Consider the following 25,684-nt stretch of genomic DNA (forward strand, 5'->3'; position numbering starts at 1 on the left):
ATCACCAGCTCCTGGCCAATAGGTCCGCGTACTTCCACGCGTCGTCCGGGAATATCCCCACCGCTCCATCCAATTCCAGCCTACGTATGGCAGCCACCACCGCGCCGCTGCTGGGGCCCAGCAGCAAGCCATCATTAGCAGCGACTAGCTTGACGGCGGCCAAGGCCTCGCGAAGCGATACCTTCACCACCTCGTCTATTTTAGCTACCTCCCTGAATGGATTGCCATCGAACTCCTTTATGCCGGGGATGCCGTCCAGAGGCTCCACGCCTATCACCTTCATCGAGCTTCCGTATTTCTCCTTGAAGTATAGGGACAGGCCCGTTATGTGGCCGGCCGTGCCCAGCCCAGCCACTATGTAGCCAACCCTCAATCCAGCGGACAGCAACTGCTCATCCAATTCCCTCGCTGTCTCCTCATAGTGAATCAAGTAGTTCCTCGGATTCTCGAACTGATTCGGGTGATGCGCGTGCAGGCGGCGAGCCTCCTCCCTCACCTCATCTATCATGTCGGGCGTCCCGCCATCCCGTTCCCTAACCTCGGAGCCCAGCAGCTTGAGCATGGCTTTATGGGCCGCCGCGGTCCTGGTGGACACGTACGCTATCATCCTCCTCCCATAGGCGGCCGATAATGCAGCCAGCGCGACAGCCATGTTGCCGGACGATGCCTCGATTATGGGATCACCCGCCTTAGTTGCTTTCATGGCTTCCTGGAAGAGAGATAGGGCGGTCCTATCCTTTATGCTATGAGTTATTGGATTCATGAACTCCAGCTTCCCCCAAACATTTTTCTCTCCGAAGGATTTCAACCTATAAAGCGGCGTTGGCCAGGACCCCCTTATGAGGTCCGCCAGATCCTCATAGACCCGCATATCCACAAATATGGGTCATGAATCGCCGGGGCTTTCCATATTTATAAAATTTTTCGCCTTAGCCAATAAACGAGGGGAGGGGGCTCTGGCGATAATTATTATTAACCTGGGCCCTGGGGTTCAAGCCATGAATGCATGGCCAGCAAGGAAGGATGGAGCTGGCCCGGCCATTATGATTCTGGCCGCCGCGTCCCTGTGGTCCACGATAGGCGTGGCAAGCGTCTACAGCGGGGCTCCCCTCCTTGCATCGCTGATTAGGTCGGTGGCTGCGGCGGCAGCGGTGATGCCGGTGTACAGGGCATTCAATAAGGCCGCCGTCGCGGCTGGGGTGAGCCTGGGATTCTTGTTTGGGATCTACTCCACCGCAGCGGCGGTTGCCGGAGTGGGCCTAGCCGCATTTCTTCTATACACCGCGCCCCTGTGGACCGCGGTTTTCTCTCTGGCGTTCGGTGAATCGCCGGGGAGGCTTGGGTTGGCGGGGCTCGGCATGATCTCCGCCGCGGTGGCGATAGCCATGATCGACGCGGCCTCCGGGGGAGCCAGTATACTGGGGGTGGCTCTAGGGCTTGCATCGGGGGCATCGTATGGCGCTTACATTTCCATAGCCAGGCTATTCTCGAGGGCAGGTATGAGCAGGGACGTGTCATACGGCGCGCTACCATACGCCACAATAGTTACTGTTCCACTGTTCCTTTTCTCCATCTCGCGCGGCTTGGCGGTTATGCCCAGTCAATTTATGACGCCGCTGGCAGCCGGCGTTTACCTGGGGATATTCTGCACCGTCGTCCCTTACAGGCTATTCTCGCTGGGCGTGTCCAGGCTGAGGGCCACGTTAGCCGCCATATTGGCCACGTTGGAGCCGGTCTTGGCAGCTGTGTGGGGATACGTGTTTCTAGGGCAAGTTCCCAACCCGTATGAATACGCGATATATACCTTGATAACCGCTGCATTAATCATTTCATCGCTGGAAGCGCGTTGAAGGGCTGGTTCCCGGCTTGAGCTGCTCATCGAGGTGGTCAATCACTTGGAGAGCCAACGGCTTCCCTTAATCCTTCGCTGCATGCTGCTGGGGACCATAGGAGGCGTTTTTAATCATTCATTGGAGGCCGTGTTTCAACTGGGTTTTATAGTATAACATAAGTGTAACTGATATAAATGAGTTATTAGGGTGCACTTTATGCAAGAAAACGACGAAGCGCTCAGGGAAATAAACGAGGAAGCCCGGAGGAGGCTGTTGGCCATAAGAAACGAGGAACTGTGGCGATTCATCGATGCAGCCGTGAGGCTATGCAACCCCAGCAACGTCTTCGTGTCCACAGGCGACGAAGACGCGCGCAGAGTTAGGGAGGACGCGTTGAGGAGCGGCGAGGAGAGGAGGTTAAGGATTGAGGGGCACACGATTCATTTCGATAGTCCCCTAGATCAAGCGAGGGCCAGGGAGGATACGGCGATACTGCTGCCCAATGGGGAGAAGCTGCCCTTCATAAGGACTAAGGATAGGGAGGAGGGGTTGAAGGAGATCACGGAATTGCTGCGCGACTCCATGAGGGGGAGGACAATGTATGTGGGATTCTACTCGCTGGGGCCAAAGGGCTCCCCCTTCAGTTTATTGGCGGTTCAGATAACCGATTCGGCGTACGTCATGCATAGCGAGAACATACTGTACAGGCAGGCATATGACGAGGCAGTGAGGCTTGGGGCTGGGGTTAAATTCCTGAAATTCATTCACTCCCAAGGCGAGCTGGATGAAATGGGCAGGAGCAGGAACATATCTAAGAGGAGGATATACATTGATCCCATGGATGAGACCGTGTACAGCGTGAACACGCAGTATGGGGGGAACAGCATTGGATTGAAGAAGCTGGCCCTCAGGTTGACGGTGCGCAGGGCCATGCGGGAGGGGTGGTTATCGGAGCACATGTTCTTGATGGGAGTGGAGGGGCCTGGGGGGAGGGTCACCTACCTGACTGGGGCGTTTCCATCAATGTCGGGGAAAACGTCCACCGCAATGATGGGCAGGCTGCTCGGCGATGATTTGGCGTACCTTAGGTGGGTGAACGGGGAGGTCAGGGCGGTCAACCCTGAGGCAGGCGTGTTCGGCATAATAGAGGGCATAAACTCCAAGGATGACCCGGTGATATTCGACGTGCTGAGCAGGCCGGGGGAGGCCATATTCTCCAACGTGCTGGTCACGGAGGACGGCGGGGTCTATTGGAGCGGCAAGGATGAGCCGGAGCCCGAGAGGGGGGTTAACTACGCGGGGGAGTGGTGGAGGGGGAAGACTGACGATAAGGGAAACCCCATCCCTCCATCTCACCCAAATGCTAGGTTCACGGTTCCCCTCAAGTCGTTCAAGAACTTGGACCCCGCATACGATGATCCCAGTGGAGTCAAGGTAGGTGGCGTGATATTCGGGAGCAGGGATCCCGACACATTCGTGCCGGTGGTGGAGGCATTTGATTGGAGGCACGGCGTCGTGACCATAGCTGCATCGCTTGAATCCGAGAGAACCGCCGCCGTGATAGGGAGGGCGGGCGAGAGGGAGTTTAACCCAATGGCAATACTGGACTTTCTATCCGTCTCGCTGAGCGACTACGTCAGCCACTACCTGAGGTTCGGGGAGGGCGGGACCCCGCCCAAGATATTCGGCGTGAATTACTTCTTGAGGCGGAACGGGGCTTTCTTGAACAGCAAGGAGGATAAGAGGGTGTGGTTGGCATGGATGGAGAGGAGAATACATGGGGAGGCGGGGGCCGTTAGGACCCCCATAGGACTGCTGCCCAGATACGGGGATTTAAGGCAGTTATTCAAGTCTGTGCTGGGGAAGGAGTATGGAGAGGAGGATTACGCGGCCCAGTTCTCCATAAGGGTCAAGAAGCACTTGGAGAAGATAGAGAGGATACGCGGCATTTACTCCTCAATACCGGGGATGCCCAAGGCATTCTTCGACGCGTTGGAGGAGCAGAGGGGGAGATTACTGGAGCTGGGCGGAAGGGATGAGGTATCGCCGTTCGAGTTCCAGTGATGAGGCAATTGAAGGCAGAGTAAAGCATAAAAATCGCTATGGAGAAAGGCTTACGGTCGCCCCGTAGCTCAGCGGCAGAGCACCTGGCTGTAGACAGCCACGTGGGGTACAACGCTGGAAAGCCCCACGGCAGCCACCAGGGAGTCCCGGGTTCGATTCCCGGCGGGGCGACCATTCTTGCACACTCCGTTCTTTACCGCCCATAGCCGTAAAAACCCCCTCGGTGGCTTATGGGCATGGGTTTTCGCAGGGCATTGATCGTGGGGGATACCCACGTGCCGGATAGGGCCGGCTCGATACCGAGGCAAATCGTGGAGGCGTTGAATTCCATGAAGCCCTTCGACTACGTCTTGATAACGGGGGATTTGATAAGCGGGGATGTGTTGGAGGAGTTGAGGGGGTTTGGGGAGAAGAGTTACGCCGTGAGGGGCAACATGGACTCGCTGGAGCTGCCGGATAAGGAGGTGATCAAAATAGAGGGGATGAAGGTGGGCTTAATGCATGGACATCAAATAAGGAGGAGGGGAGACGTGGATGAGCTCACCAAGGCCGCCGTAAAGCTGGGCGTTGATGTACTGGTAAGCGGTCATACGCACGAGCCAGCCATAATGAGGGGGGCCGTCAATTTACTGAATCCAGGCTCCCTCACGGGGGCGTGGAGCGGGGGTGGTGCCAGGTCTCCTCCCAGTTTCTTGGTGCTCGAGGCTGGGGGCGCGTCCATTGAGGTCAGTCTCTTTCAGTTAATTGGAGAGGTGAAGCTCACGCGGAGGGAACGCGTGTTGACGGGGCCCGGCATCCACCCATCAATAGATCTCTATCACGGATTTGACGACGAGTAGAGGGGAGCCTCCGCCGACGCGCTAAGGCCTTCTAGGGAGTGGCGCTCTCCATTTTACTGCCTAGACGTTTCATCCAGTAGCTTCATCAACTCGTCCTCCACGAATTCATCCTCGCATATGGCTAGTCCATTCAACTCAACGCAGGGCTTCCCGCACTTCACTGCTTTTCCAATGGGCTTGGCGGGCACGCCGTTATCGCTGAGATCCGCCAGCAGGCCCTCCAGCAAGCCTGGCTTAACGCCTATGAGCAGCATGCCTGAGCTCAGGGATCTGTATGGATCGATCCCCACCGCGCCCAGCACCTCGCTCGTCTCTGGCAGAACTGGGATGCTGGAGTCCACGTTTATGCAGGTCCCGGACGCTGACGCCATCTCCAGCAGCCCCTGGATCACGCCGCCCTCGGTTGGGTCATGCATTGACGAGGCGTACCTGGCAGCTATCAATGCCTCCTTGACCACGCTCACGTTCCTTATCAAGGCCGAGGCCCTGGTTATCACCTCCCCGCTGACCCCTCTCTTCCTCAGATCGTTCTCCAAGTCCCGCGCTGCTATCGCTGTTGCCTCAATCGCTGCATACTTGGTGGCAACCACTGCGTCCCCCGCCCTCAATCCGCTCGTGGACACGTATGCCGCTCCGACCCCCATTACTGTGGTGGAGGCTATTGGGAAGCGCGTTTCCCTAACGTACTCTGTGTGCCCCCCAATCAAGGAGCCGCCCAGGGCGGCCAATGCGTCGTTTACTTGATTCATCACCTTCATCAAATCATCATCGGAGAAAAACCTGGGCAGCAATAGAGTTAGAACGAACCACCTAGGCCTCACGCCCCGCGTGGCTATATCGTTGGCCGGCACGTTTATTGCAAGCCAACCTATGTCGTTCAGGGAGCCAGTTATGGGGTCTGAGTGAACTGCTAGGTAATTCCCGTTCAGTTTTATTATGGCGGCGTCCTCCCCCACCTTGGGCCCCACCAATACATCTGGGTCGGTGATCCTTGCGTTGCCTATGATAAGTTTCTTGAGCTTATCATTGCTTATCTTGACCATTCACTAACCACGAGGCCGGGGTTGGGATGTGAATAAATGCTTTGCCATTCCATCAATAATACTTCTTGAAGCCGAGCTGAGGAGCTACTTCCCTGAAGCACCTCCTGCACAGCATTAAGTCGTACTTCCTAATCACTGCCTCCCTGGTGCCGCACCGCATGCACCTAATCACTGCCCTGCCGTACTTGCGTTGCTTCGGCGGCTTTATGTTAGTCATTAAAGCTAGCGTAACTCGTGTTTTTATAAATTTTATGTGACCTCGACCGGCAATCACTATTGGCGCCCAATCAGGGCTAGGTTTTTAACTTGCATCTATTCATTAATTGAATGCTCTGGAGAAACGAGGGACGGAGCATAGGCATTGTAGTGGAGTCCACGGCCATTGATTGCTGCGGCTTGAAGACCGTGATTGAGGTGAGGGCGATCGGCTCGTCCTACGCAATTCAATTGCAAGATGAGGATGTGCCTGACTTGGACGTCGCCAAGCTGCATGCCATCTCCATGAGAGGCGTCAAGCTCGAGAAGGCCATCAAGAAGCTCGGGGCGAGGCCCACGCCGTCCATTATGAAGGCCTACGAGAGGTGGAGCAAGCATTACGGCTCCCTCACGCCGCTGCTCCTCCATCCCAAGTTGACCGATATATACGTGGGGGAATCCGTAAAGGCAAGGCACTCCGACTACGGCCTTGTCTCCGTGGATGTAGAGATAAACCAGGAGGATACGTATTACCTTTTGAGGCGCGTCGGCCATAGGTGCAGGACCCCCATAACCGCGTATCAACCCATGGCATCGACCACAGATGATGAGTATGGAGTCAGGATATCGACCACAATACCCCCGGTGGGCGGGCCCGCCATCCATATCAGAATAATGCCCCGCACTCCATGGACCCTGCCCCTCCTGGTGACGGGGGGAATGCTAAACGCCCGCAGCGCCGCAGTTCTGTGGCAGTTATTCGAGGACAAGGTGCCCATTCTAATAGTAGGCCCCATAGGCTCCGGCAAGACCAGTTTAGCCAATGCGGTGGCGTTCATGGGGAATCCATCCTTGTTCACTGCTCTGATAATGGATGTGGACGAGATGAACCTGCCCAATCACTTGGTGTATAAATTAATGGAGAGAAAGGCATTTGGCCTCGGCGTCAAATCCATAACTAAGGATGACTTGATAGCCCAGGCCCTTAGGATGGGGGTTGACCACATAGTGGTAAACGAGGTGATAACGGGCGAGGAGGCGGTGGCGTGGATAAACGCTGTTACCAGCGGCCACGGCGGCGTCACTACCTTCCATGCGGGGAGCGCAGCGGACGCGGCCAGGAGACTCTCTATAATCGCGCCTGGAGTAGTGGATCACTTGGGTGAGGTGGCCATGGTGGAGACGGGAATCGTGGATGTGATGGATGAGGGGGGAGGAATCGCCACCAATAAGAGAATGAGAATAGTCAAGTCAATAGTGCATGGACACGACATTAATGTGGATGCCGTGGCGGCTAAGGCAGAGATAATAAGGAGCTTGGCCGGATATGATGCCGATTCCGTGATCAGGGCGGTCATGAATTACTACTCGATTCCGAGCGCGTCGAGGGGAGGGGGTTGAGGTTTAAGGAATTGATCGATTACTCCATATTCGTTCTAATGGCTCCACTGGTGGGCGTTAGCGGAGCCATCAAGGTCATCGATGATGGGGAGTGGACGAAGATGGAGGAACTCATGCCTATGGAGGGCGGCGGGCACGGTTTTAGGACGGAGCTATATAGGGCGGCGGTTAACTACGAGAGGGCGGGCACGGGGGCTGATAATTCCTTTGAGTTCCTCTATAACGCGTTGCGGAATTACCTAGATAGGCGGAGGAAGGAGGCGGGGGATGCATTGACGTCCACGTTGATGACCGCGGTGGGCCTGTCAATAGCCATGATACTGACGATGCTCTTGGGGGGCCCCGCACTACTGCTTCCGCTAGCGATGGCTGGAATGCTGCCCTTAATACACTACTTCCAAGTGGAGGAGGTAAAGTATGATTACTCGATCCCGCTGGCGGCCGGGGCGATAGCTGGGGTCGCCGCCTTCATCCTACTACGGGGATACGCGTACCCCCTCATAATCGCCTCGACGGCCTTCACTATTGCCTACGCGCCTCAATTGAGGCGGGAATATTTGTTTCCAGGCATGGTTAGGTCCAAAATAATGAATTCATTCAATGAATTAATGTGGAGCCCAAACCCTCCACGACCGCCGGGGGACACGATGATTGGAGCAGAGCTCGGCAGGCTCTTCGACGTGGCGAGCTCCATGGGTGCCCCGCTATTCTTATCCAAGGTGAACAGAGTGGTGTATGATATGTTGTCGTGGATGGATGAGAATCGCAGATCCCTCATAATTTATGGATTGATGATACCCATTCCCTACATGTTGCTCTGCGTAACGGTTAGGGTTCTAATGGTAAGCGTGGTCCCCACCGCTGGCCCGTTTCCCATCTTCCCATCTCTGGGCAGCTCGAGGGGGATGTTGACGGTGGATGGCATCATTACATCCATCTTGACCGGCAAGGCCGTTCATAGCATTGGGGTGGGCGTCATACTGATTCCACTATTCATCGCAATCCAATTGCTGGTGGCGTAGCGCAGCAAGTGGGTTGAGAGTTAACAGCTTATGCTGAATTAATGGGTAAGTTAGATGGTTGGCTGAGAGTAACTTTATTAAACTATTGAATATTACAGATGCGTGCCAGCTGGTTCTGGTTTCAGGCTTGAGGAAATGAAGCCTAATTATAGGGAGATAAGGAGGTATGACCTTTCTCCGCCGTATGCCAGTGCAGTGATAGCGGAGAACGAGGATACGGGGGCATTGATGTACTACCTGGTGGAGCAGTCCCTCACCAGGAAGGAATTGGAGATCTATAATAAGATATACAAGTTGGTCATGATGGAGCTACCGCCTCCCGCAGACATAAAGGCGCTCGATAAGCCCAGGGAGAGGCTCAGCAGGGAGATAAAGAGGATATTGGATAGGTATAGGGGATTGATTAGGGGCACTAAGATAAATTTGGACAGGATGGCTTACCACATGGAGAAGGACCTGCTGGGCTATGGACCTATCGATGCCATAATGAAGGACGAAAACATAGAGGATATATCAGCGGATGGAGTGGGGGCTCCAATATTCGTGTTCCATAAGGATTACGAGACCATTCCCACAAACATAGTGCCCGTGGACGCCCAGGCGCTGGATGACTTCGTCTCGAAGCTGATACACATGGCTGGCAAGCACGTCTCGGTGGCGGCGCCGATAGTGGATGCGCAGCTGCCGGATGGCTCCAGGATAGCCATAACGTACAAGCAGGAGGTCTCCCCCGGTGGCAGCACGTTCACCATAAGGAAGTTCAAGGCCACGCCCATAACCTTCACCCAGTTGATTCAAAGCCGCAACATATCGCCAGAGATAGCGGCTTACTTCTGGCTAATGCTGGATAATCACAAATCGTTCCTGGTCCTGGGGGTGACCGGCGCTGGGAAGACCACGTTCCTGAATGCCATGGCGACGTTCCTGAGGCCCAACTTAAAGATAATAACCGTGGAGGAGGTGCCGGAGATAAGGCTGCCCCACAAGAACTGGATACGCTTGACCCCAAGATTATCCTTTGGACCTGAGAAGACCAATGAGGTGACGCTGTTCGACTTGGTGAAGGCCACGCTGAGAATGAGGCCGGACTACTTGGTGGTGGGCGAGGTGAGAGGCGAGGAGACCTACGTGCTTTTCCAAGCCGTGAACACGGGCCACGGCGGCGTCTCCACAATGCACGCCGAGGACTTCACCGCAGCCATAAACAGGTTGACGTCGCCGCCCATGAACGTGCCGAAGGCATATATACCGGCAATGAATATCTTCGTTATGGTGAGGAGGGTGAGGGTGGGTGATAGGCTGACCAGGAGGGTTACTGAGATAGGCGAGGTCCAGACCGCCGATGACGTAAGGCCGGTGTTCAGGTGGGATCCCAAGAACGACGTCCACGTGCTGGTGGGCCAGAGCTTCCTGCTGCGCGAGATAGCAGACGCGACCGGCCAAGACGAGGAGGAATTGGAGGAGGAGCTTAGGAGGAGGACTAGGGTGATTAATTGGATGGTGGAGAGGAAGATGATGGACTTCAACGAGGTGGCTAAAACAATAGAGAAATACTACACGAAGCCAGATAAGGTGCTCGCCGAGGTAGAGGGAGTCGCCGAGGTAGAGACCACGTGATAGATGTCCACATATTCGCATCGTTTAGGGAATTGACAAATTATTTGGAGTCCAAGAGGGATAGATTGAGGAAGGCACTGGAGGTTGAAGTGAACGGCGTTGAAGCTGTCAATGTCGAGGATGGGTCCTTAACATCATTGGACAGCTCGTTTCAAGATGATGTTGAGGACGTCCTAAACGACGTTAACTCCATGCTGAAGAGAATAAAGACTAGCAGCGATTACACCGGGATAATAGTGCTGGTGGAGGAGGATGGCTCTCCAAGCAATATATACATAATACCGGGCGACTTGATATGATGAAGAGAATGACAAGCCTCACCCTTCAGGGCGGGGAGGGGGATTAAATGATGGAGTATACCACCATCATGGTGTTCACCTCCATATTCGCAGCGCTCTTCATAATTGGAGCGGCCAGGCTGCCGGCGGCATTCATAGGATTGGTCGCGGCTGCGATAGCGATAATATTGGTGTTTGCATCATTCATATACCCAGCCGCGATTCCCTACCTAGGCCTATTGATAGGGATACCGGCGGGCTACGGCTTCTCTTTCCTCATGGAGAGGGCCGGCATCGAGAACCCAATAAAACCGCGGAGAAGAGCGGCGGAGACTGTCAAGGAAGGGGAGGGGAGACGGCAAGCCAAGCGGTCGCGCAGAAGCAGGAGGAAGACTAAGTCAATTTACGTATCGGAGACCAAGGGGCGGGTAACGGACGTGGCCATCTATGACAGCTTCGATGATTTCATTCAATCTATAACGGCTCCCCAAGCCATCAATTCCGTGCTGGAGTACGTGGAAAAGCTCTCCCTCATCAGGGAGGAGGTGAATCAATACCAAGTCTCGATTAGCTCCCTGGGCAAGGAGAGGAGCAGATTGATAAGCTTGGTGGACGCCGATGCCCTGGATGATGTTAGGGACGTGATTCAGCGAGCCATCACGGATAAGGCCATGGTCAACGACAAGATAAAAGCTATACTGGAGAACAGGGATAAGCTGGAGGCCATGGTGGGAAGCAGGTTCATGGTAATATACGTGGATGGAGCGCCTGCCAAGATAGTGCCCCTATACTACGGCGAGTAGCTGCAGTAGAACATTTAATGCCCCCACACGCCAAGGCAGGCCATGTTGTTGGATAATGGAGTGGAGATCTCAATAGATAGAGCTGAGTCTAGGGTGACCGCGATAGCTGTCGGGGTCGGGGTTGGTTCCATATATGAGGAACCACATATGAGGGGAATAAGCCACTTGCTGGAGCACATGATGTTTAAGTCCAATAAGTGGATCAGCGGGGAGGAGCTGGACATGACAATAGAGGGGCTTGGGGGAATGGCTAATGCATTCACCGGCAGGGATTACACAATTTACGTATTCGAGGTCCTCTCCGAGAGCGCCCCCAGCTTGATAGATGTGATCTGCAAGATGATGCTTAACGACAAGTACAGCGAGGATGAATTCCTCAGCGAGAGGGATGTCGTTCTCTCCGAGATACAGTTGAGGGACGAGAATCCTAGCTCCAGGATATGGGATCTGGGAACCCAAGCCCTCTTTGGCAGAAGCGATCTCGGGGATCCAGTGACTGGGTATCATGAAACGATTGGCTCGGTAACCCTGCGAGACCTTGTGGAGCACAAGGCCAGGAACTACGTGGGAGGAAACATCAAGGTGGCAATGGTAGGCAACGTGGGGGACGAGGCCGTAAACGCGGCGCGGGCATGCTTCTCCAAGATAGAGCCTGGGCGGCCGGACAGGAAGAAGCCAAGCATGGGATCTCCGCGGGACGTAATTGAGCGGGGCAGGGGGGATGGAGCGTACATCTCCTTCTCGCTGGCCATGGACAACGAGGACCCTAGAAGCACCTACTTGAGGCTGGCGTTGATGGAGTTCCAGTTATCGGATGGCGCATCATCCATATTATTCAGGAACTTGAGGAACAAGGGATTGGCGTATTCATTCGATGTGGATTGGGAGCTCTTCCCCGGCATTGCGTACATGCAGGCCGTGGTGGAGGCGGTGGAGCCCGATAAGCTGGATTCCGTGCTGGGCCAGCTTAGATCGGCAATCCTGGAAGCGCACGAGTTCGTCGGCGAGGATTACTTGAGGAGGCGGAGGAAGTATTTGGAGTACGTGTCGGCATCATCGCTTAGAAACATGTTTGACAGGGCCTACGCCGATTCCTACTTCATGCTGAAGGGATTGCCATTCAACATGCCGGGCTACGTGGATGAGTTGTCCACGGCCTACTGGGACAGGGGTAATTACGCCGTGGGCAACGCCAGCATAGCCACTGCAATAATAAATTGAAGCCAACGGCAACGAACCGCCTCAGTAGTAACCAGTTAACGTTAATAATAGGCACTGCCTGGGCCCGCGATGGGGTTCGAGTGCCTATTCTGCGAGAGGTGCTGCTATTTCGAGGGGGAGGAGCAGTGCCCCGTCGTCTTTCCAGATGAAGCCGAGAGACTGAGGAGCCTGGCGCCCCGGGTGGGGGCCTCGCTTGAGTTCAAGGAATTGAAGGTAAACGGACGCAAGATGTATAGGTGGTTAATAAGGGGTTACTGCCCCTTCTATGATGAGGAGAGGAAGAGGTGCACAATACATGAGGAGAAGCCGCTGGCCTGCAAAATGTACCCCCTCCTCTACAACCCAAAGACTGGGGAGGTAATCATATCGAGGGACTGCCCATGGGTTAGGGATAACCCAACAAAGCTGCGGCTGGAGAACTTCCCCGGAGAGGCGAGGGCTGTGGAGGAGGCGATATGGAGGATGCACGGGATAAGGGTGAGCCTAGTCAAGTAACTTGCCCGGCGCGTAGAGCGGTTTAAGCGATTTAGCCAAAGCCTCCGCCTTCCTGGCGGACCCCGTCACTCTAACCGTGACCACAGGCCTGCCCAGCGACGCCGCGGCGGCCCTGACCCACTTAATGCACTTAGTGCGAGTCCTAACCACGAATCTATTCCCGTAAACCCCCTTCAACTCCATCCTGCACCCCAGCCAAGCCAGTCCAGCTATTCCCTGGGCAGCGGCCTCCAGCTCCCCGTAAACCGTCTCCACATCGTCCAGCGTCTCCATAATCAAGTACCTAGCCATTAATCCCCCCTCCGCAGTCGCGGGAGAGCTCCATCAATAGCAACCTCGCCGTCTCTTCCTTGCCTGGAACCATGGGCTTCACCTCATCCATTGCCTTCCCCACGTCGAAGCCATTATATATCAACGCGCCCCCCATCACCCAGATCAAGCTGTCCAGGTTTATCGCTGGAACTCCGCTGAGCCTCGATACCTGGTCCCATATGTCCTGCACCAACCGCTGCTTACCCATTAATTTCCTGGGAGACTCGCTGGAGAGACCGCTGCAGTGAGTTATCGTCGACACCCTGTAATCCACGGGTATAGGCACGTTGGGCAACCGCGGCGGGTCGTCCCCGCACGCCCTAAACACGTAGTACGCCATCTTTGTTGAGAATACAATCGTCTTGGCCCTCCAATCAACCCTCAACACCTCGCCTAACCTCTTGGCTAATTCATCAAGGCCCAGGCCGCATTTGGCCAATTCACCCACTACCCCTGAGCCGCATACCTCCCGTATCCTCCGTATCTTGGCTTGCCTGAGCCTGCCAAGGAATGGACTGGCCGAGACGTACTTGATAAAGTCGTCACAGATATCCCCCACCCCCCTCTTTGAGAAGTAATCGCTGAAGTAATTCCAATGCCGCTCCCCCCTCCCCGTTAACATATAGCTTACCAGGGAATTCAGCGTGGTGAGAGCCAGCGCCGTGCACTTATCCCCAACGGAGCTGCAGAGCCTGCTTATAGCCACATATTGTGGATCACGTTCCTCGAACCTCCTTACCGTGTCCAGCCCCATCTCCCTTATCAGGGACGCTATCCTATCGATCCTGTCCACCCAACCTCACCTCGCCTCCATCCAAGTCCACGACCACCTCCTCGCCGTCACTGACTCCAAGCACGGAGTCCGGCAGATCCGTTACCAACGGTATGCCGGCCATCACCGCGCCTATCAACACGAGAGTATCGGCCTTAACTGAGAGTATTGCCAGGGGGGCGTTGCCATACTTGACCAATTGATACATTATGTAGGGACCAACGGTGGATCCCCGGGAGAAGGGCAGGATGAGGACCCGACCCCCAATGCTTTTCTCCTCATAGCCGGCCTTCACGGTGCCCCTCCTGCCATCCACGTCGCCGAGGAACGATATGGGCGTCCTCATTACGACGGCCTTGCCAGCGATCACGCCCTTCCCATATATCGTCCTCCCCCTCAGCGTCACAGCAAGTCACCTATGCACTCATCTATTTCGCACGGCATGGCGTTGAGGCTCACCAGCCTGGGCATGTAGTAGACGGACTTGGAGGAGGGAGTCGCTATGTTGAGGAGACCCCTATTTCTAAGGAATGGAGACACTATGGGGCAAGTATCCGTTATGACGTGAACGTTCAACTCATCCAGCCTGGAGAGGATCGCTGGGCTCAGCTGTGACTTCACGAACCTAGACGTGCTTATGAAGAGAGGCTTTGCCAGCCGTGGATACCCGCGATCCTCCAGCAACTTGGCCACGTGGAGCACCTCGTCCAGGTCGGCGTGGGGGCAACCGATGAATACCGCATCGAAGTCGCGTGTCTCCGGCAGCCGTAGGTCCTTCTCATCAATGACAAGCGACTCCTCCACGTCCATTTCGCTCCTATAAAGCCGCCAATTGGGATTGACTCCCTCTATTACCATGAATGGATTGGGAGAGTATGTGGCGAAGGAGGCCAACATTGCCTTCATGGCCCTCTCCGTCATTGGCCCAACCACCACGTAGGGAACCCTGCTTCCCGAGAACTCCCCCACCATTTTGCCTATAATCCCGGCAGCGGCTTGAGTTATTCTTCCATTGACCTTAACCATGACCCGCGGCATCCTGTTTTCATGCAAGTAAAGGCCGAATTCAGGCACCTTGCCCGTTATGGCGGCCAGTATAGTGAAGGGGCCGGGCAGCTTCTCGCTCATCGCGTCCCTCACTGAATTTATGTAGGATATCGCATTGGACTCCCCCCACGCATGCACCGTGCCCGGCGGCGTCCTGATTATATCATAGGGAGCGCAGGTGAACCACGCGCTGGCGCCCATCTTAATCAATGATTTCACCACCTCCAGCTGCCTTGACTTGAATAAGTCATCCACAGGCGTCTCGCCCCCGTCGAGCTCCATGCCCATCGGATTAACCGTGGCGAATACCTTAAACCTAGCCCCGCTCGCCGCCAAATCGCTGAGGAACTCCACCCCAGCATCCCCAATCGTTTGATAGCTGACCCCGCTCACGTGGGCGGTCTCCACGTCGAGCAACCTGGAGGCGCCGAGGGACTCCCCCACCTTAACCACGGTCTCCAATGCCCTGGACCTAGCATCCCCACGGGATAATACCTCCTCCTCCTCTCGTGTCAAATGCATTGAATGAGGTGTGACTTGGGTTTTAAAATGATTTCTCGATAGATTTATTTATTTAGGTTAGAGAAGCTCTATCTCTATCTTGACGTCCTCGGGAACCTTTATTCTCATTAACTGCCTCATGGCCCTCTCATCAGCATCTATGTCTATCAATCGCTTGTGTATCCTCATCTCCCAATGATCGAAGGTGTGGTAACCCTGGCCGCTGGGCGCCCTCCTCACTGTTACCAGCATCCTCTTCACCGGCAGTGGGGCAGGCCCCTTAACCCTGACCCCCAGCTTCTGAACTAGGTCGACTATATCCCTGGCCAGTCCATCAACGGCCTCGGGATCCGTTCCCCATATCCTTATTCGAGCAGTTTTAGGCATTATAGCTTCACTCAATTGATTAAGTCTTTATTTCTACCTTGGCTGGCTTTATCTCTATTATCTGGCCCGCAGCCACTGTCCTGCCCATATCCCTCAACGCGAATCGGCCTAGCGCCGGCATATCGCTGTACTTCTCGACGACCACCGGCTTCAGCGGCTTCATCCTCACTATGGCAACGTCTCCCTTCTTGAGGAACTGCGGCTTCTGCTCCACCGTTTGACCGGTCCTGGGATCCAGCTTCGAGATCAACTCAATGAATTGGGTGGGCACTGTGGCGGTGTGGACATGCATGACCGGCGTGTAGCCCACGCCTATGGCGGTTGGGTGCTCCAGTATCACGACGCGGGCAACTATCTCGTCGGCGACCGTGGGCGGCGCATTCAACTGCCCTATCACGTCGCCCCTCTTAACGTCATTCTTATCAATGCCCCTCACGTTTATTCCAACGTTGTCGCCCGGCTTGGCATCGTCCAGCTTCATGTGATGGGTCTCTATGCTCCTAACATCGCCGACCTTGGCCGACGGCATGACCACTATCCTATCTCCGTTCTTGAGAACCCCGCTCTCCACCCTGCCCACTATGACGGTGCCGGCGCCGGTGACGGAGAACACGTCCTGGACCGGCATTCTGAGCGGCTTATCCGTCAACCTGGGCGGGGGCTGGAGCGCGTCCAGCAATTCCAACAGGGTGGGTCCATTATACCAAGACATGTTGGTGCTCTTGGACTTTATGTTATCGCCCGTCACAGCACTGACGGGTATGAATGGAACCTTGGTTGGATCGTATCCCAACAATCTCATCAGCTTGCCCAAATCGTTCTTTATCTGCTCGAACCTCTTCTGATCGAAGTTCACCACATCCATCTTATTGACGGCAACTATCAATTGATTGACTCCCAGAGTCTTCAACAGGAAGAGGTGCTCCCTCGCCTGGCCCTGGGGCCCTATTGCTGCCTCGAACTCGCCCGGCCTGGCCGATACCACCAACAGAGCGGCGTCGGCTTGGCTGGCTCCCACTATCATGTTCTTCACGAAGTCCCTGTGGCCCGGCAGGTCTATTATGGTGAAGAAGTACTTGGATGTCTCGAAGCCAACGTGCATAGCGTCTATTGTGATACCCCTCTCCCTCTCCTCCTTCAGCCTGTCTAGTATCCATGCATACTTGAAATCCTCCTTGCCCAGCTTCTTGGCCTCCTCCTCTATCTCCTTAAAGCCCTTCTCATCCACGTAGCCTGTCTCCAACAACAATCTGCCGGTTAGAGTTGACTTTCCATTGTCTATATGACCCACTACCGCCAGATTCAGGTGCGGTTTCTTCAATGCGTCCGCTTGCGGTTGCTTAACTATGCTCATATCGAACTCCGCTTGGATTCTGAATTTAAAAGCTTAACTACGCCGACGCATCATTCGCCGAGCGAGGGACGGCCATCATGGTCCCAAAGCCCCGAGCCGAGACTTGGACAGGCAATCCTCGCAGACCCGCTTCAACCCGACCCGCGAGCTGTGTCTCCTGCACACCGGCCTGCCGCACAAAGCGCACAAGGCAATCGAGTAATCGCCGCAAATGTAACAGGAAGTATCCCTGCAAGCCAGGCAAACGCCCCGCCCCCAATCAAAGTCCAAGCCGCAGACCCGCCTACCGCATCGACTGCAAGTGATCACTGCCTCGTTCTCGCCGCAGATCTCGCATGAACCGCTCGCAAAATCATGACGCCCAGGGCCTGGCCCTTCATTCAAGTTCATTTACCCTTCACTACGTACTCGGCGCCATTGCTGGATCTCTCTATCAAGCCCATCTGCTCCAAATTAATGAGCGCCTTGCTTATGTAGGATAGGGGAACCTTCATTATCTCGTCGCCGTACCACTCACGCATTTTGCTCACCAACTCCGTGAAGCCCCACCTGTTCTTGGAAGCGCCCTCCTCCATTATTATCCTCTTCATGAAGTTCGTGACGTCCTCCGTGACGTTCCATGGGTATACGAACCACTTCCAGTCCGTCACGTTGATGGAGTAGTAATCCGGTTTGAACTTGGCGACCGTCGATATCCACTGAAGGGCGGCCGACCTCACCTCGCCTGCCCCCGCCTTCTCAGCGTACTCCTTGGCCAACGAAATGCTATCCCCCGTGTCCACTATATCATCTATCACCAACACTCGCTTTCCAGCCAAGCTATCCACCCTGGCCTCGTGCTTTATGAATGCCCTCTCAATTGCCTGCGCAGTGCTGGGCCAGTGGACGACTTGGACGCTGACGAGGTCCATGACGCCGAGGTTATCACATACCAATCGAGCCGGCACGTAACCCCCGCGCGCTATCGCCATGACGACGTCGGGCCTCCAGCCGCTCTCAAGTATTTTTGAGGATAAATCGCGAGCCCAGTCCGCTATCTCGTCCCAAGACACCAGCTTAACGGCTACCTTAGCCATAACATTACCAATGGCTTAGGCCAAGGTTTATTAATATTACGCAGGGAATGAAGGCCATTCCCCACACGTGCGCGTAGGCCGGGCACTCGAAAGTCAAGGCTAATCAATTGAAGTCCCCGACATCGATTCATCTATTAAGTCGAACTCGTAGCCCGCTATGAATAGCTTCCCATCGCTTATCAACTTGCGCCTGGCGAAGTCCAATTCATCCTCCAAGCCGTTCCTTATGCTGTACTCGACGTCGCCGGCCACGCACATCCCGCTCGGTATCTCAAACACATCACTGACGGGGCGATCCGACCCAGCCCATGTCTCGCCCATGGCTAACTTAATGCGGGATACCCAATCCTCCAACCCGGTCTTGGTGATGGGGCCCTTGAACACAAGCCTCACCCGTAAGTCCACGGCCAACTTATTGCAATACTTGACGGAGCCCCTATACAAGTGAGACCCAGAGAGATCCTTAGTGATGTAAACAATGAACCTATGCAACATCGGCGACTACCATAGGGAAACACGCTATTAAAGCGTTTACCTGCGGCGTAACTCAGCCCGTGGTCAATCGCAAGAAGCACCTCCGCATCAGCTTCCCCTGAGCGGGGGCCAAGGATCGTTAATAGATCGCGAGCTTTCCCCACGTGGGCGGCGCATGAGTTTTGGCTGAAGGTACAATATCGACTCGCCCCAGGCACGCTCTAGACTGGAGTTGTGGCTTCGCAGTACGTTTTACCAAGCGTTGAGATTGCCAGGCTTGCGTCTCCATACATTGAATTGTTAATTCCTAAACTAACCGGCAAGCATTTCATTATTTTATATTATCTATTGCCTTACTCGCTAATTAAGTTAAAATACGGGAGAAACATAAAGGTATTAATGGACTTGGAAAAATTGAGAAGGGACGTAATCGAAATAGAGGATGAAATAATAAAAATAAGAAGGCAGATACACGAGAACCCCGAACTATCATATAAGGAATATAATACTGCAAAACTAGTGGCCGATACATTAAGGAATTTAGGGATAGAAGTTAAGACCGGGGTGGGGTTACCCACCGCAGTCGTGGGGACGCTCAAGACGCCGAGGCCGGGCAAGACCGTGGCTTTGAGGGCCGACATGGATGCCCTACCCGTTGAGGAAATGACCGATTTACCTTATAAGTCAAAGGAAAAAGGGGTAATGCACGCTTGCGGTCACGATACTCACGTGGCCATGCTTCTCGGCGCTGCCATGCTTCTAGTAAAGAATGTGGACATGCTCTCGGGGGAGGTGAGGTTTCTCTTCCAACCTGCTGAGGAGGATGGGGGGTTAGGCGGGGCTAAGCCAATGATCGACGCCGGGGCAATGGATGGCGTTGACTACGTGTTCGGGCTGCACATCTTCGCGAAATACCCTGCAGGAGTATTTGCGACGAGAAAGGGACCCCTGATGGCCACCCCGGACTCATTCAAGATAACAGTTCACGGGAAAGGAGGACACGGTTCGGCACCTCATGAGACGATAGACCCCATACATGTTTCTCTGCTGATAGCCAACGCCATTTACGGTATTTCCTCTAGACAGATCGATCCCGTTCAACCCTTCGTGATCTCAATCACCTCAATTCACTCAGGGACGAAGGACAACATAATTCCCGACAATGCAGTAATGGAGGGAACAATAAGGAGTCTAAGCGAAGAGGTCAGAAAGAGAGCATTAAGTTACATGGAGAAAATAGTGAAATCGATCTGCGATATCTACGGTGCTGAATGTAAGGTTGAGTTTATGAAAGATGTTTACCCCATCACAATCAACGATCCCGAAGTCACCGAGGAAGCTATGAAGGTTCTAAGTAATATCTCCAAAGTTGAGGAAACCGAGCCTGTTCTAGGAGCTGAGGACTTTTCACGATTCCTGCAGAAGGCTAAAGGAACTTACATATTCCTGGGAACTAGAAACGAACAGATGGGATGCGTCTATCCCAACCACAGCTCTAGATTCTGCGTCGATGAAAGCGTACTAAAGCTGGGGGCCTTAGCCCACGCAGCCCTAGCCATAACTTTTACCAACATGAAGTAAGAAAACCAAACCGGCCAGCAACATGCCGGAGAAAAAGGAAAGGACAAACATGCGGAATATCCGCTTCTACCCAAATAGAGGAGGAATTGCTGGCCGGAATACCCAGCATAGCGTGAGGAGGCGCTTCACCTTCACTTACTTGCCATGACAGGAGCGCCGCGGGTCATGTGGGCCTCCTCAATAATTGATAATCCACTCACGGTGGGCCACCGTTCGACTTACCAGGGCAAAAATTAAAAGGCATGGGAGAGTGGGCAGGCAAGCTCGGGCCCGTGGTCTAGCGGCTAGGACGTTCGCCTTACGCGCGAGAGGTCCCGGGTTCAAATCCCGGCGGGCCCATTCAAAACCATAATGCACCGTCCTTGATTCAAATAAATGTTTGGACACCCAGTTGCACTGTGCGTTACCAAAAATTGGACACGTAGATGACATTCAATGAACTCTTATAAATAACCCACCGCCCCACTATCCATGGGATTCATCGATGCCCACACCCACCTGATATTTCCCAGGCTAATAGGGGTTGACTTGGAGTCATTGAGGCGGGAGCTGCGTGATGGATTCACCGCCGTCGATTATGGGTCTCCAAGCGACGTGGTGAGGTTAATGGATGAGCTCGACATAGATTACGTGGTGATAATGGCTTACCCAGCATCTATATATGGCAACGTGGGCGACTTACCGATCAAAGTGATAAAGGTTGTGGCTGAGTACGGCGATAGATTCGCCGTGTTCGGCGGGGTGGATTTTCAAAGGGTGAGGGACGCGGATGAGGCTCGTAGGGAGTTGGAGAGGCAGTACGAGGCTGGGATAAGCGGGTTGAAGGTGCACCCAGTTCATCAATGGGTGAAGCCGAACGCCTACAGGCCTGAGGAGGGCGGGTTGAAATCCCTGGAGGCGGCGTACGAGTTCGCGGAGGACAATGGGTTGCCGGTCACCATACACACGGGGACAAGCGCGTTCTCGCCTGCCAGGAATAAGTACGGCGACCCCATGCTGGCCGACGATGTGTCCGTGGACTTCCCCAGGCTAACCATACTGCTCGCGCACGCGGGGAGGCCGATTTGGATGCAGTCCGCGTTTCAATTAGCCAGGATAAGGAGCAATATTTACCTGGAGCTGTCCGGGATACCGCCGGCCCGGCTCCTCTCGTACCTGCCGAGGATAGGGGAGTTGAGCGGCAAGTCGATATACGGAAGCGACGTGGGCAGCCCTGGAGTGAAGGGGCTGGGCGAGAATCTACGCGAGTTCCTGTCGCTGGATCTTCCGAGGGAGGCATTGAATGCCATGACGGCCCTCAATGCGAGGCAATTAATCAAGCCTCTCCAGCGTTAGTATTGGAAAGACGGCAATCCCCCTTCACTGCGGGGTGAGTTTAATTGGAGAGAAGATGAACGACCCCGCGGCTCGTCCTTCAAGCATCACCGTATAGGGGGGTCACCCCCGCTCTGCCTGAATCCCAACGAGCCGACGCTTAATGGTTCAACTGCAGAGCATAAAAACTTTTCCCTAGGGAAAACGCGATTCGCGTGAATTGGAGGCCACCACGGTGATGAGGCCGGGATTTCGATGTACTTGAGCCTCGTGTTGGCGCACGCTGGGCAATGGAGGGGGCAGTATTGGAGATTGAGAGGTGGGAGGTAAAAAATAAAAATGCTCGAGCGCCGGCGACATTGAGGCCCCGGTAGCTTAGACTGGGTGAGCACCCGGCTGAAGACCGGGGGGTCCTGGGTTCAAATCCCAGCCGGGGCACCACCTATCATTAGTATCGTCCTGACCAGCTCCGCATGGCTCCAAGTGAGGGGGGCCACGCTTATCGGCCTTCCCTCCCCGTCCACCTGCTCCGGCAGCAGGCCCGTGGGCGTTGCCTTGGATATGGCCCAATCCACAAGCTCCCTAGCCCTCTTGGCGTTGCCGACCAATGCATGCCACTGCGCCAACCATAGCGTAGTTATTAACCATGGATTGCCGGGCCCATTGACTGCTCGTTGATACTGGTCGCCGGAGTACCTGGCCAGCCCGCCCACTCCGTTCACCCACAGCTTCCCCTCTATTGCTTTGACAGTATTCACCATGAGGGGATCGCTGGTATCCACCGCGCCAAGCACGGCCAGGCCCAGCGCGCTGGAGTCCAGCTCGTCATCTATCGCGAGCCCACCATCCCTGTACAGCAGCCCCCTCGTGTAGAGGCCGCGGTCCTTCATGATTTCCCTGAAGCGGCCTAGCATGGCGTTGGCGGCGGCCTCGTACTCGCTCCTCTTATCGTCCTCGCCGAACAAGTCGGCGAACTTGGCGGCGGCCCGTAGGCCGGACACAACGGAGGCCACGGTCCACGAGTGGATGCCGCACCTCTCCTCCCATAAATCGTGGGAGGGAAGCGGGAGGCCGTCCCTGGCATACCTCACCATGAAGTCCCCAGCATCCTTCACTAATGGCTTGTAGAAGTCCTTCACAAAGTCCATGTCCCTGTACTTCTCGTAGTGGCGCCAAAGCGCGTAGACCACCAACGCCGTTTCATCCTCCTGGATGGGGAGGGAACCGCACTTGGAGACCCAGGAGTGCCAAGTGGATCCCCACCTCCCATCCGCCTTATACCTATGAAACATGTAGCCGTTCCTTATGGTGGATAGGGCGAATTCATAGTACCTGCGGGTCACGTCGCCGTAACCCGCCGCGTCGAGGGCGAGGGCCGTCAAGGCCGCATCCCTGTGCCAGACATACGCGTACGTGTCCCGCGTGAAGTACCTAAGCACGTGCGTGTCCCCGCTTGCTATTATGCCGCCGTTCCAATTCACGTGAGTCATCATGGCCAAGATGCCCCGCTTGAAGTGGCTCAACAAGTCGCTGGGCACCGATGAGAGGAGTCGCGGGTCCTTGTTGGAGAAGGTGCGCCAGTAATCCACGTTGCGCTTAAGCAGCTTGTCGGGCCCCCTCTCCCGCACGAATTTGCTCAGCTTCTCCAGGTCGCCGTAGGATTGACCTGCTATCAACCAGTAATGCACGACCTCCCCAGCCTCCGCGTCGACAGCCATCGCCGAATCCACGGATCCCTGCGCCACGCTGTTGCCGCTGAGCTCCCCGTCCTCGCAGTCCCTCCAAGTCCCCTCGAAGCCCGCGCCCCTGTACCCCACGGCGTATTGATCCACTCCCTTGCTGGTGGACGCCGCGAACCACCTGTCGTCCTTGTAATGTATTAGTGAGGATAGGGATGGGTCGAACAACGCAGTATCGCCCACGTCGTTCTCCTTTATGGTGAAGTCGTGAGTGAAGAACAGCCTTACCTTGCCCTTCCCCCCTATCGATATCCGCCTGATCAGCACTGGCACCACGAAATCCACGACATCGTTTATGTGGAGATCGATCCCCCTCACGTTGATCCTCACATCGCTCACCAACGCATCTTCCAAGTAAGCCATTGATGGATTGAAGTCGTGCACCCATGAAAACCCATCCCTCCAAACCCCCAACCTGAAGTACTGTTGGAGGGAGTGGTTCTCCTTGCCCATCAATGGGTAATAAAGCTCCCTGAGGTAGTATTTATCGTCGAAGAACGCGCTGAGCCTGCCGTTGCCCAGGACTAGGTATCGCACCATGAATTAACGGCTTCAATCGATTTATATAAGTTACCTAGTTCCAAATGAGACGCCACTGCTTGAGGATGTTAATCCAAAGATCCCCACGGAGACCGCAGCCCCTGGACTAGGCGAGCCCTAGACCCGGAAAGCAGTTCCCCTGCGAGCGCGTTTAATCTTGCCGCGATAAGCGCTGTTTCACCGCAAGTCCCGGCGGCGCGTTTAGGATGGGCGACTACCTCGAATGTCTAAATAGAATTACCTGTATTTGCCTACACGGCCCAACGCAAAAAATTAAAACCCATTAAATGATTGGCGGCGAGGCCGCCGTAGCTCAGCTTGGTGGAGCGATGGGCTGTTAACCCATAGGTCCCGGGTTCAAGTCCCGGCGGCGGCGCCAATCACTAGGCGAGATAACCGCATTGGGGGGCGATATATCTTTTAGGTAGTGTTCCCCAGATGATCTATTTACACGTAATGCCGGTCTGGGGAGGTTCAAAACCATCCTAGGAGTTGGATGGCACTAATTCAGGACGCATCATATGTTCTCCAAGTCCTCCAGGCTTCTTCCCTCGCTGCTGGGCGCCATGAATAGGCAGGCCAAGGCCAGTGGAGTCATCATTATGGCTAAGGCCAACATGATGCCGCTTAATCCAATTGAAACCATCATCGACGGAAGGATCAGCGTGCTAATGTAACCGCCGAGCCTGCCCATCGAGAAGCTGATGCCGTTCGATGTTCCCCTAAGCAGAGTTGGGAATAATTCCGCGGAATATATGCTATTGATTATATAGCCGACGCCGCCTAGGATCCACAACGCGATGAGCGCCAGGGACGATGTCGCCGGATCATTCACGGCGAGGAATGTAGCAGCATAAAGTAGGGCGGCAGTGCCCATGGTGGCTGGAACTAGCAACTGCCTTCTCCCCAAGGAGTCGCAGTACTTGAATACGAGCAGACCACCAACCACGAAGCCCATCCACTGAAGCCCGCCGATAAGCAATGCAGCGGACTTGCTGAGCCTCATAGTGCTCACCAAGATGGATGGAGTGTAGTTGGCGAATATGGCTAGCATGAATGTCCAAGCAAAAAGCGAGGCAGCGGTGAATGCAAGAATTGAGGAGTACTTACTGCGATTCCCAACCTTGTATCCGCCGGCCCTCTTGATCCGCCAAATCCAGCTCTCACCTATTTTCCTCCTCATCGCCAATGCCGCCAATGGAGGCGCGGCGCCCAGCCCCAGTAATGCACGCCAAGATGCATTACCCAGCAATGCGAGCAATGGCAACGCTATCAATACGGCTACGGCTCCTCCTGCTCCCCATAGAATGCTTTGGATAGAGATTAACCTGCCCCTATCGCCTCCGCTGGATGCCTCGGCGATTAGGCTGGCGCCGGAGGGTATATCTCCCCCAATCCCAATCCCCACAAGCAGCCTGCCAATAATTAATTGAGCTACTGAATAGGAAAGGGCGCTAATTAGGGAACCGAGAACGAAAAACGCCAGCACATTCACGAACACTGCCCTTCTGCCCAGCATGTCGGTTAACCTGCCGAAGATGAGGGAACCCACGACTGATCCTATGAATGGCGACGAGACTATCAATCCCTCGGCTCCGGCGGTCAACTTGAAATACTGGCTCAGCGAAAGCAGCGCGGCGCCTCCCAGAAGCAGGGCAAAACCGTCGGAGAACCCACCCATCCCGGCCAGCACCGCTACTAAGGTGCTCCTGCCAACCATAACTGCCCATTCAAAGAATATATTTTAAAGAGAATATAATCGCGGCTAAAAATGCAT

Annotated in this window: 26 protein-coding genes and 4 tRNA genes; 16 read left to right on the forward strand and 14 right to left on the reverse strand. The window is 54.8% G+C overall.

Annotation, left to right across the window (positions count from 1 at the left end; all coding sequences use genetic code 11):
• Position 1: 1 nt before the first annotated feature.
• Entirely contained in the window at positions 2 to 871 is an 870-nt protein-coding gene (locus ACZ5ZS_RS05350) for a PLP-dependent cysteine synthase family protein (RefSeq protein WP_188596611.1), read from the reverse strand.
• A gap of 127 nt (positions 872 to 998) precedes the next feature.
• On the opposite strand from ACZ5ZS_RS05350, the gene ACZ5ZS_RS05355 reads away from it, so the two are divergent.
• The 4 genes from ACZ5ZS_RS05355 (at position 999) to ACZ5ZS_RS05370 (ending at position 4,735) form a co-directional block, all read left to right on the forward strand.
• Entirely contained in the window at positions 999 to 1,850 is an 852-nt protein-coding gene (locus ACZ5ZS_RS05355; RefSeq protein ID WP_229657711.1) for an EamA family transporter, read from the forward strand.
• A 198-nt stretch (positions 1,851 to 2,048) separates the two neighbouring features.
• Positions 2,049 to 3,896, forward strand: coding sequence for a phosphoenolpyruvate carboxykinase (GTP) (locus tag ACZ5ZS_RS05360; protein WP_188596612.1), 1,848 nt, complete (start codon positions 2,049 to 2,051; stop codon positions 3,894 to 3,896).
• Positions 3,897 to 3,953: 57 nt separating this feature from the next.
• Positions 3,954 to 4,070 (forward strand) — tRNA-Tyr (locus ACZ5ZS_RS05365).
• A gap of 62 nt (positions 4,071 to 4,132) precedes the next feature.
• On the forward strand, positions 4,133 to 4,735 hold the full coding sequence (locus ACZ5ZS_RS05370) for a YfcE family phosphodiesterase (RefSeq protein ID WP_188596613.1): 603 nt from the start codon (positions 4,133 to 4,135) through the stop codon (positions 4,733 to 4,735).
• A 53-nt stretch (positions 4,736 to 4,788) separates the two neighbouring features.
• Here ACZ5ZS_RS05370 and ACZ5ZS_RS05375 read toward each other — a convergent pair whose 3' ends face one another.
• Together ACZ5ZS_RS05375 and ACZ5ZS_RS05380 are read right to left on the reverse strand one after the other, a co-directional pair.
• The gene (locus ACZ5ZS_RS05375; RefSeq protein WP_188596614.1) at positions 4,789 to 5,778 is read right to left on the reverse strand and encodes an AIR synthase family protein; all 990 of its coding nucleotides are present in this window, start codon (positions 5,776 to 5,778) and stop codon (positions 4,789 to 4,791) included.
• A gap of 52 nt (positions 5,779 to 5,830) precedes the next feature.
• Positions 5,831 to 5,995 (reverse strand): 30S ribosomal protein S14, encoded by a 165-nt coding sequence (locus ACZ5ZS_RS05380; RefSeq protein WP_075060106.1) that lies wholly within the window; start codon positions 5,993 to 5,995, stop codon positions 5,831 to 5,833.
• A gap of 110 nt (positions 5,996 to 6,105) precedes the next feature.
• Here ACZ5ZS_RS05380 and ACZ5ZS_RS05385 point away from each other — a divergent pair, with 110 nt between their 5' ends.
• From ACZ5ZS_RS05385 to ACZ5ZS_RS05415, 7 genes are all read left to right on the forward strand, one after another.
• Positions 6,106 to 7,374, forward strand: coding sequence for an ATPase, T2SS/T4P/T4SS family (locus tag ACZ5ZS_RS05385; protein WP_188596615.1), 1,269 nt, complete (start codon positions 6,106 to 6,108; stop codon positions 7,372 to 7,374).
• Positions 7,371 to 8,396 carry a hypothetical protein gene (locus ACZ5ZS_RS05390; RefSeq protein ID WP_188596616.1) on the forward strand — a complete coding sequence of 342 codons (1,026 nt, stop codon included), beginning with the start codon at positions 7,371 to 7,373 and terminating at the stop codon, positions 8,394 to 8,396. The genes ACZ5ZS_RS05385 and ACZ5ZS_RS05390 overlap by 4 nt, the downstream gene beginning before the upstream one ends.
• Positions 8,397 to 8,498: 102 nt before the next feature.
• Positions 8,499 to 10,013, forward strand: coding sequence for a type II/IV secretion system ATPase subunit (locus ACZ5ZS_RS05395; protein WP_229657712.1), 1,515 nt, complete (start codon positions 8,499 to 8,501; stop codon positions 10,011 to 10,013).
• Entirely contained in the window at positions 10,010 to 10,312 is a 303-nt protein-coding gene (locus ACZ5ZS_RS05400; protein WP_075060099.1) for a hypothetical protein, read from the forward strand. Before ACZ5ZS_RS05395 ends, ACZ5ZS_RS05400 begins: the two co-directional genes overlap by 4 nt.
• A 47-nt stretch (positions 10,313 to 10,359) precedes the next feature.
• Positions 10,360 to 11,094, forward strand: coding sequence for a hypothetical protein (locus ACZ5ZS_RS05405; protein WP_188596617.1), 735 nt, complete (start codon positions 10,360 to 10,362; stop codon positions 11,092 to 11,094).
• Positions 11,095 to 11,136: 42 nt separating this feature from the next.
• A complete protein-coding gene (locus ACZ5ZS_RS05410) occupies positions 11,137 to 12,315 on the forward strand; it encodes a M16 family metallopeptidase (RefSeq protein ID WP_188596618.1) in 1,179 nt (392 codons plus the stop codon).
• Positions 12,316 to 12,384: 69 nt separating this feature from the next.
• Positions 12,385 to 12,810, forward strand: coding sequence for a YkgJ family cysteine cluster protein (locus tag ACZ5ZS_RS05415; RefSeq protein WP_188596619.1), 426 nt, complete (start codon positions 12,385 to 12,387; stop codon positions 12,808 to 12,810).
• Here the strand turns inward: ACZ5ZS_RS05415 and ACZ5ZS_RS05420 are convergent.
• The 9 genes from ACZ5ZS_RS05420 to ACZ5ZS_RS05460 form a co-directional block, all read right to left on the reverse strand.
• Positions 12,799 to 13,101: a hypothetical protein gene (locus ACZ5ZS_RS05420; protein WP_188596620.1), complete on the reverse strand. Its 303-nt coding sequence runs from the start codon at positions 13,099 to 13,101 to the stop codon at positions 12,799 to 12,801. The two genes, ACZ5ZS_RS05415 and ACZ5ZS_RS05420, sit on opposite strands and share 12 nt — an antisense overlap.
• Complete coding sequence (locus ACZ5ZS_RS05425) at positions 13,094 to 13,915, reverse strand: N-glycosylase/DNA lyase (RefSeq protein WP_188596621.1); 822 nt, start codon at positions 13,913 to 13,915, stop codon at positions 13,094 to 13,096. Before ACZ5ZS_RS05425 ends, ACZ5ZS_RS05420 begins: the two co-directional genes overlap by 8 nt.
• On the reverse strand, positions 13,899 to 14,300 hold the full coding sequence (locus ACZ5ZS_RS05430; protein WP_188596622.1) for an aconitase X swivel domain-containing protein: 402 nt from the start codon (positions 14,298 to 14,300) through the stop codon (positions 13,899 to 13,901). The genes ACZ5ZS_RS05425 and ACZ5ZS_RS05430 overlap by 17 nt, the downstream gene beginning before the upstream one ends.
• Positions 14,297 to 15,463, reverse strand: a complete 1,167-nt coding sequence (locus ACZ5ZS_RS05435) for an aconitase X catalytic domain-containing protein (RefSeq protein WP_188596623.1) — start codon at positions 15,461 to 15,463, stop codon at positions 14,297 to 14,299. The genes ACZ5ZS_RS05430 and ACZ5ZS_RS05435 overlap by 4 nt, the downstream gene beginning before the upstream one ends.
• Before the next feature lie 57 nt (positions 15,464 to 15,520).
• The gene (gene rpsJ / locus ACZ5ZS_RS05440; RefSeq protein WP_188596624.1) at positions 15,521 to 15,829 is read right to left on the reverse strand and encodes a 30S ribosomal protein S10; all 309 of its coding nucleotides are present in this window, start codon (positions 15,827 to 15,829) and stop codon (positions 15,521 to 15,523) included.
• 19 nt (positions 15,830 to 15,848) lie between these two features.
• Positions 15,849 to 17,183, reverse strand: a complete 1,335-nt coding sequence (tuf, locus tag ACZ5ZS_RS05445) for a translation elongation factor EF-1 subunit alpha (protein WP_188596625.1) — start codon at positions 17,181 to 17,183, stop codon at positions 15,849 to 15,851.
• Between the two features lie 75 nt (positions 17,184 to 17,258).
• A complete protein-coding gene (locus ACZ5ZS_RS05450) occupies positions 17,259 to 17,573 on the reverse strand; it encodes a zinc finger HIT domain-containing protein (RefSeq protein WP_229657713.1) in 315 nt (104 codons plus the stop codon).
• Positions 17,570 to 18,259 (reverse strand): phosphoribosyltransferase, encoded by a 690-nt coding sequence (locus tag ACZ5ZS_RS05455; protein ID WP_188596626.1) that lies wholly within the window; start codon positions 18,257 to 18,259, stop codon positions 17,570 to 17,572. Before ACZ5ZS_RS05455 ends, ACZ5ZS_RS05450 begins: the two co-directional genes overlap by 4 nt.
• Before the next feature lie 99 nt (positions 18,260 to 18,358).
• Complete coding sequence (locus tag ACZ5ZS_RS05460; RefSeq protein ID WP_188596627.1) at positions 18,359 to 18,754, reverse strand: hypothetical protein; 396 nt, start codon at positions 18,752 to 18,754, stop codon at positions 18,359 to 18,361.
• A 378-nt stretch (positions 18,755 to 19,132) separates the two neighbouring features.
• Between ACZ5ZS_RS05460 and cpsA the strand changes: the two genes are divergently transcribed.
• From cpsA to ACZ5ZS_RS05480, 4 genes are all read left to right on the forward strand, one after another.
• Entirely contained in the window at positions 19,133 to 20,314 is a 1,182-nt protein-coding gene (gene cpsA, locus ACZ5ZS_RS05465; RefSeq protein WP_188596926.1) for a carboxypeptidase CpsA, read from the forward strand.
• Positions 20,315 to 20,580: 266 nt separating this feature from the next.
• A tRNA-Val gene (locus tag ACZ5ZS_RS05470) sits at positions 20,581 to 20,653 on the forward strand.
• A 132-nt stretch (positions 20,654 to 20,785) separates the two neighbouring features.
• Positions 20,786 to 21,649 (forward strand): amidohydrolase family protein, encoded by an 864-nt coding sequence (locus ACZ5ZS_RS05475; RefSeq protein ID WP_188596628.1) that lies wholly within the window; start codon positions 20,786 to 20,788, stop codon positions 21,647 to 21,649.
• Positions 21,650 to 21,992: 343 nt separating this feature from the next.
• Positions 21,993 to 22,069 (forward strand) — tRNA-Phe (locus ACZ5ZS_RS05480).
• Here the strand turns inward: ACZ5ZS_RS05480 and ACZ5ZS_RS05485 are convergent.
• Positions 22,048 to 23,907 carry a glycoside hydrolase family 15 protein gene (locus ACZ5ZS_RS05485; RefSeq protein ID WP_464858071.1) on the reverse strand — a complete coding sequence of 620 codons (1,860 nt, stop codon included), beginning with the start codon at positions 23,905 to 23,907 and terminating at the stop codon, positions 22,048 to 22,050. The two genes, ACZ5ZS_RS05480 and ACZ5ZS_RS05485, sit on opposite strands and share 22 nt — an antisense overlap.
• A gap of 302 nt (positions 23,908 to 24,209) precedes the next feature.
• On the opposite strand from ACZ5ZS_RS05485, the gene ACZ5ZS_RS05490 reads away from it, so the two are divergent.
• Positions 24,210 to 24,286: transfer RNA gene (locus ACZ5ZS_RS05490), tRNA-Asn, on the forward strand.
• Between the two features lie 138 nt (positions 24,287 to 24,424).
• On the opposite strand, the gene ACZ5ZS_RS05495 is transcribed toward ACZ5ZS_RS05490, so the two are convergent.
• Positions 24,425 to 25,627, reverse strand: a complete 1,203-nt coding sequence (locus ACZ5ZS_RS05495; RefSeq protein ID WP_188596630.1) for an MFS transporter — start codon at positions 25,625 to 25,627, stop codon at positions 24,425 to 24,427.
• Positions 25,628 to 25,684 lie beyond the last annotated feature (57 nt).

The organism is Thermocladium modestius, from assembly GCF_055398215.1.

Bases quoted from the DNA above. Each gene is read 5' to 3' on its own strand.
- ACZ5ZS_RS05475 (WP_188596628.1), top strand. From the start codon at position 20,786: ATGGGATTCATCGATGCCCACACCCACCTGATATTTCCCAGGCTAATA.
- tuf (WP_188596625.1), bottom strand. From the start codon at position 17,183: ATGAGCATAGTTAAGCAACCGCAAGCGGACGCATTGAAGAAACCGCAC.
- ACZ5ZS_RS05375 (WP_188596614.1), bottom strand. From the start codon at position 5,778: ATGGTCAAGATAAGCAATGATAAGCTCAAGAAACTTATCATAGGCAAC.
- ACZ5ZS_RS05460 (WP_188596627.1), bottom strand. From the start codon at position 18,754: ATGTTGCATAGGTTCATTGTTTACATCACTAAGGATCTCTCTGGGTCT.
- ACZ5ZS_RS05420 (WP_188596620.1), bottom strand. From the start codon at position 13,101: ATGGCTAGGTACTTGATTATGGAGACGCTGGACGATGTGGAGACGGTT.
- ACZ5ZS_RS05370 (WP_188596613.1), top strand. From the start codon at position 4,133: ATGGGTTTTCGCAGGGCATTGATCGTGGGGGATACCCACGTGCCGGAT.
- ACZ5ZS_RS05355 (WP_229657711.1), top strand. From the start codon at position 999: ATGAATGCATGGCCAGCAAGGAAGGATGGAGCTGGCCCGGCCATTATG.
- ACZ5ZS_RS05450 (WP_229657713.1), bottom strand. From the start codon at position 17,573: ATGAACTTGAATGAAGGGCCAGGCCCTGGGCGTCATGATTTTGCGAGC.
- ACZ5ZS_RS05435 (WP_188596623.1), bottom strand. From the start codon at position 15,463: ATGCATTTGACACGAGAGGAGGAGGAGGTATTATCCCGTGGGGATGCT.
- ACZ5ZS_RS05380 (WP_075060106.1), bottom strand. From the start codon at position 5,995: ATGACTAACATAAAGCCGCCGAAGCAACGCAAGTACGGCAGGGCAGTG.
- ACZ5ZS_RS05385 (WP_188596615.1), top strand. From the start codon at position 6,106: ATGCTCTGGAGAAACGAGGGACGGAGCATAGGCATTGTAGTGGAGTCC.
- ACZ5ZS_RS05455 (WP_188596626.1), bottom strand. From the start codon at position 18,259: ATGGCTAAGGTAGCCGTTAAGCTGGTGTCTTGGGACGAGATAGCGGAC.
- ACZ5ZS_RS05410 (WP_188596618.1), top strand. From the start codon at position 11,137: ATGTTGTTGGATAATGGAGTGGAGATCTCAATAGATAGAGCTGAGTCT.
- ACZ5ZS_RS05495 (WP_188596630.1), bottom strand. From the start codon at position 25,627: ATGGTTGGCAGGAGCACCTTAGTAGCGGTGCTGGCCGGGATGGGTGGG.
- ACZ5ZS_RS05415 (WP_188596619.1), top strand. From the start codon at position 12,385: ATGGGGTTCGAGTGCCTATTCTGCGAGAGGTGCTGCTATTTCGAGGGG.
- rpsJ (WP_188596624.1), bottom strand. From the start codon at position 15,829: ATGCCTAAAACTGCTCGAATAAGGATATGGGGAACGGATCCCGAGGCC.
- cpsA (WP_188596926.1), top strand. From the start codon at position 19,133: ATGGACTTGGAAAAATTGAGAAGGGACGTAATCGAAATAGAGGATGAA.
- ACZ5ZS_RS05350 (WP_188596611.1), bottom strand. From the start codon at position 871: ATGCGGGTCTATGAGGATCTGGCGGACCTCATAAGGGGGTCCTGGCCA.
- ACZ5ZS_RS05485 (WP_464858071.1), bottom strand. From the start codon at position 23,907: ATGGTGCGATACCTAGTCCTGGGCAACGGCAGGCTCAGCGCGTTCTTC.
- ACZ5ZS_RS05405 (WP_188596617.1), top strand. From the start codon at position 10,360: ATGATGGAGTATACCACCATCATGGTGTTCACCTCCATATTCGCAGCG.
- ACZ5ZS_RS05360 (WP_188596612.1), top strand. From the start codon at position 2,049: ATGCAAGAAAACGACGAAGCGCTCAGGGAAATAAACGAGGAAGCCCGG.